Origin of the sequence: Clostridium sp. CAG:221, assembly GCA_000435835.1 — a bacterium.
Taxonomy (GTDB): domain Bacteria; phylum Bacillota; class Clostridia; order Clostridiales; family Clostridiaceae; genus Clostridium.
On the sequence record FR883354.1, the window covers coordinates 1 to 4,928 of the forward strand.

Here is a 4,928-nt window from a genome sequence, read left to right on the forward strand (position 1 = left end):
ATAAGACTTAAAAGAATTGCTGGTTTTATATTAACTATTATTCTGTTTAATTTTCAAAGATCATCTCGCGTCTCTCGACTGCTTTTTTATGATAACATTTCTGTTTTCATCTGTCAACATTTTTTTTAAAATTCTTTTTTAGAACTTTTTTCTACATGTTAACCTTTGTTTCGAGGAAGTTCGTTTGCTCCCTGGAACGTTTATTATCTTAACATTTTAAATGAGGCATATTTCTTTATTTGCATTCATTTTTACTTATTTATTCTTTATATACTCATTATTCCTTTAATAATCTAACATTTTCATATGTTGATACACCTGGTACAGTGTTATATACTTTCCCTTATATAATCATAATAATTCTTTATTTTTTAAAGTTAAATACCAATTGTCACGAAGATATTTATATATATAAGATATAAATTGCAGGAGGGCTTATATTTTGAAAAAATTAATTTTAATAACTTTAATTTATTCCATTTTGCTAATAGGTTGTAGCAAGGCTGGTGATACAAATAGCTCAGATTCAACTTCAACTACTTCATCTACTGAGGAAAGTACTTCTTATTCAAGTACTAAAGTTACATTGCCATCAAGTACGACTAATTATAATAAAGGTACTCAAAACTTGAATTTTATTGCATCTGACTTATCTTATAGTAAATTTATATCAATGGGACAATTGCTATTCTTTTCAGATAGTAATAATAACAATAAGCTTTCAGTGACATCTTCATCATTATCAGCAAATTATATTCAAGATGAAAATATACATGATATCTATGACTATTCAGTGGAATCTATGACATCCATTGATAATATAATATATTTTACAAATACATCAGATAATAATAGCCTATATAAATTAGATTATGAAAGAAAATCCATCAATTTAGTTTCTTCTAATTACTTTAGTGAAATATCTAGTTCAGAAAATGATATAATTTATATAAATAAAGCTATGGGTAATACTCTTGGATGCTATAGTACAAAAAATAATACTTCTATACAGCTATCTTCAGATAAATGTGGTTCTTTCATTGTTAATGGTGAATACATACTTTATAAAAACTTAGATGATAATTCATCATTATATATAATAAAAAAAGATGGTTCTGGCAGAAGGAAGCTTACAACCACAGGAGTAGACAGTTTTGCAACATTTAAAAACCATATACTTTACATAAATGCTGAAGATAACTATTTATATTCATTAGATTTAACATCAGAAACAAGTAAGCGAATTGATTTATTGAATGGTACAAATTTAAAGCATTATGACCAAACCTTTTATTTTATCAGTATAGAACATTCAAATCACCTTTATTCTTTCTCTATTGATAATGAATTAAATATAATAGAGAAAACTCCTATTATAAATGATGCTATAAACAATTATTACCTTACAGAAAGCGGAATATTTTCTAAACAAGGTATAAATATAAATAAGAACTATTTTACATCATATAAATAAAAGCAGGCAAAGCCTGCTTTTATTTCATCTTATTTACTATTTCTTTAAAGTAATTTCCTCTTATCATAAAGTTAGGGAACATATCAAATGATGCACATGCTGGTGATAAAGTAACTATATCTCCTTCTTTAGCTATTCTCTTAGCTGTCGTTACAGCATCTCTTAATGTTTTTGCCATATATATATTCATATTTAACTTTTCTGCTTTTATAACCTTATCAAACTCTTTTTTTATAGATTCTTTAGTAGCACCTAAAAGAATTAACGATTTAATATAAGGATATCCTTCTTTAGCTAATACATCAAATGGTATATGCTTATCATATCCACCAGCTATAAGAATTACTTGTGTATCAAAAGCCTTTAATCCTGCTAAAGTTCTTGTAGGACTTGATGCTATTGAATCATTATAATATTTTACACCTTTATATTCTCTTACAAATTCACATCTATGCTCTACACCTTGGAATGTTTCAGCAACTCTTCTCATTGTTGAATTATCTACATCATCCCTTGTAGCTTCAAAAGCTGCTAAGAAGTTCTCAACATTATGCATTCCCTTTATTACTATATTTTCTCTTCTACATACTTCTTTTCCATCTAAATATAGTATTCCATTTTCATATGAAGCTCCATAATCTAATCTAACTCTTGATGAAAAATCTCTTACTCTGCATTTTGCTTCATTTCTAAAGCTATTAGTAATTTCATTTTCACAATTTAGTACTAATATATCCTTACTTTCTTGATGTAAGAATATATTTTTCTTAGCATTAATATATTCTTCCATGTCTTTATGCATATCTAAATGATTTGGTGCTAAATTAGTTACTACTGCTACATCGATAGGAAGATTCATAGTCATAAGTTGGAAACTTGAAAGTTCTAAAACTACCATATCATCTTCTTTGATTTCTTCTATCTTAGAAAATAAAGGAGTTCCTATATTTCCACCAACCCATGTCTTATATCCTTGTGCTTCAAGTAATTTAGAAATAATTGTTGTTGTTGTTGTCTTTCCATCAGAACCTGTTACTCCATAAATCTTACCTTTACAGTATCTAACGAATTCTTCCATTTCTGAAGTTATATATGCACCCTCTTCTTTTGCCTTTACAAGTGCTTTATTATCTATTCTCATAGATGGTGTCTTAAACACAACATCAAAACCTGTAAGTTTATCTAAATAATTTTTTCCTAATTGGAACTCTACACCTTGTTCTTTAAATTCAGCAACTATGCTTCCTAACTTTTCTTCTGTATTTTTATCAAAAGCAGTAACACTAGCCCCTAATTCTACTAAAAATTTTATTAACGGTATGTTGCTTACTCCTACACCTACTACTGCTACCTTTTTTCCTTTTATATAATTTTTAAATTCTTGAAAATCTTTTTTCATGTTTCCTCCACACCAATTTTCTTTTTTTCATTCAATATAACTTCATTTTAAAATTTATTTTAATTATAACATTATAAAAAATTATATTCCATAACTATTTCCATTAATTTACATAGAATTTCATGCAAATAAAAAAGAAAGAAGCTTAAAGCCTCTTTCTATATCAACTAAAATTCTAAACTCTTAGCTATAAAATCATTTAATTCTTCTATTTTAACTCTTTCCTGAGTCATGCTATCTCTATGTCTTATAGTAACACATCCATCATTTTCTGTTTCGAAGTCAACTGTAATACAGAATGGAGTACCAATTTCATCTTGTCTTCTATATCTCTTTCCTATACTTCCTGTTTCATCATATTCTATGTTAAAGTTTTTAGCTAATAATGAATAAACTTCATCAGCTTTTTCTGAAAGCTTTTTAGATAATGGTAATACAGCAGCCTTATATGGAGCTAAAGCTGGGTGCAAGTGAAGCACTGTTCTAACATCTCCACCTTCTAACTCTTCTTCATCATATGCATCTATTAAGAATGCTAAAGTAACTCTATCAGCTCCTAATGATGGTTCTATAACATATGGTACATATTTTTCATTTGTTGTAGGATCCATGTATGTCATATCTGTTCCTGAATGTTCAGCATGCTTATTTAAGTCATAGTCAGTTCTATCTGCTATTCCCCATAGTTCTCCCCAACCAAATGGGAATAAGTATTCTATATCTGATGTAGCATTTGAATAGAATGATAATTCTTCTTGTCCGTGATCTCTAATTCTTAAGTTTTCTTTATTAACACCTAAGCTCATTAAGAAATTCCAGCAGTAATCTTTCCAGTATCCAAACCACTCTAAATCAGTTCCTGGCTTGCAGAAGAATTCTAATTCCATTTGTTCGAATTCTCTTGTTCTAAATGTAAAGTTACCTGGTGTTATTTCATTTCTGAAAGATTTACCTATTTGAGCTATACCAAATGGTACTTTCTTTCTTGAAGATCTTTGAACATTTTTAAAGTTTACAAATATACCTTGAGCTGTTTCTGGTCTTAAGTATATTTCACTTGAAGAATCTTCAGTTATACCTTGGAATGTTTTAAACATTAAGTTGAACTTTCTTATCTCAGTATAGTTTAATTTACCACACTTAGGACATACTATGTTATTGTTAGTTATATAATCCATTAATTGTTCATTTGTCCATCCATCTGCTGAAGCAACTTCTGCACCATTTTCAGTCATATGATCTTCAACTAACTTATCTGCTCTAAATCTAGCTTTACATTCTTTACAATCCATTAATGGATCTGAGAATCCTCCAACGTGACCTGATGCAACCCAAACTTGTGGATTCATTAATATTGCACAATCAACACCTACATTATAAGGACTTTCTTGTACGAATTTTTTCCACCATGCTTTTTTTACATTGTTTTTGAATTCTACTCCTAATGGGCCGTAATCCCATGAATTTGCTAACCCTCCATATATATCTGATCCTGGGAATACAAATCCTCTACTTTTACATAGAGCTACTATTTTATCCATAGTTTTTTCTACTGCCATTTTTCATACCTCCAAATAATTTTATATAATAAAAAAAGCCTTAATACCATAAAGGGACGAAATTATCATTCCGCGGTTCCACCCTTCTTGGCACAAGCCCAACTTTCACATATTATGCTCAAAAGCTCCCTTCATTTTAACATTCTAATGATTCTCACCAGCCATCATCTCTCTAAAAGAATATATTAAAATTACTCTTCTTTTTCACTGCACATATTAAATTATACATTAATTTTATCAAATGCCATTTATATGTCAAGTATCCTCGAAAAATTTATTAAAAACAATTAAATTATAAGAAAAAGAGTTTTATATAAGCAGATATTATCTGTTCATATAAAACTCTTTTAAAATAAAAGTGGCTCCGCGAAGAGGGCTCGAACCTCCAACCTATCGGTTAACAGCCGAGTGCTCCACCATTGAGCTATCGCGGAATGTTATACTTTTATTAATTTAAAATGGCTCCGCGAAGAGGACTCGAACCTCCAGCCTATCG

General features: G+C 29.1%; 3 protein-coding genes, 1 tRNA gene and 1 other annotated feature. Of the genes, 1 reads left to right on the forward strand and 3 read right to left on the reverse strand.

Annotation, left to right across the window (positions count from 1 at the left end; all coding sequences use genetic code 11):
* The first annotated feature begins 442 nt into the window (after positions 1–442).
* Positions 443–1,474, forward strand: a complete 1,032-nt coding sequence (locus Q5O44_RS00650; RefSeq protein WP_022166452.1) for a DUF5050 domain-containing protein — start codon at positions 443–445, stop codon at positions 1,472–1,474.
* A 19-nt stretch (positions 1,475–1,493) separates the two neighbouring features.
* Here Q5O44_RS00650 and murD read toward each other — a convergent pair whose 3' ends face one another.
* From murD to Q5O44_RS00665, 3 genes are all read right to left on the reverse strand, one after another.
* Positions 1,494–2,873, reverse strand: coding sequence for a UDP-N-acetylmuramoyl-L-alanine--D-glutamate ligase (murD, locus tag Q5O44_RS00655; RefSeq protein ID WP_022166453.1), 1,380 nt, complete (start codon positions 2,871–2,873; stop codon positions 1,494–1,496).
* 167 nt (positions 2,874–3,040) lie between these two features.
* On the reverse strand, positions 3,041–4,432 hold the full coding sequence (locus Q5O44_RS00660; RefSeq protein ID WP_022166454.1) for a glycine--tRNA ligase: 1,392 nt from the start codon (positions 4,430–4,432) through the stop codon (positions 3,041–3,043).
* A gap of 49 nt (positions 4,433–4,481) precedes the next feature.
* Positions 4,482–4,649 (reverse strand) — a binding site (T-box leader).
* 142 nt (positions 4,650–4,791) lie between these two features.
* A tRNA-Asn gene (locus Q5O44_RS00665) sits at positions 4,792–4,866 on the reverse strand.
* Between the last annotated feature and the right edge of the window lie 62 nt (positions 4,867–4,928).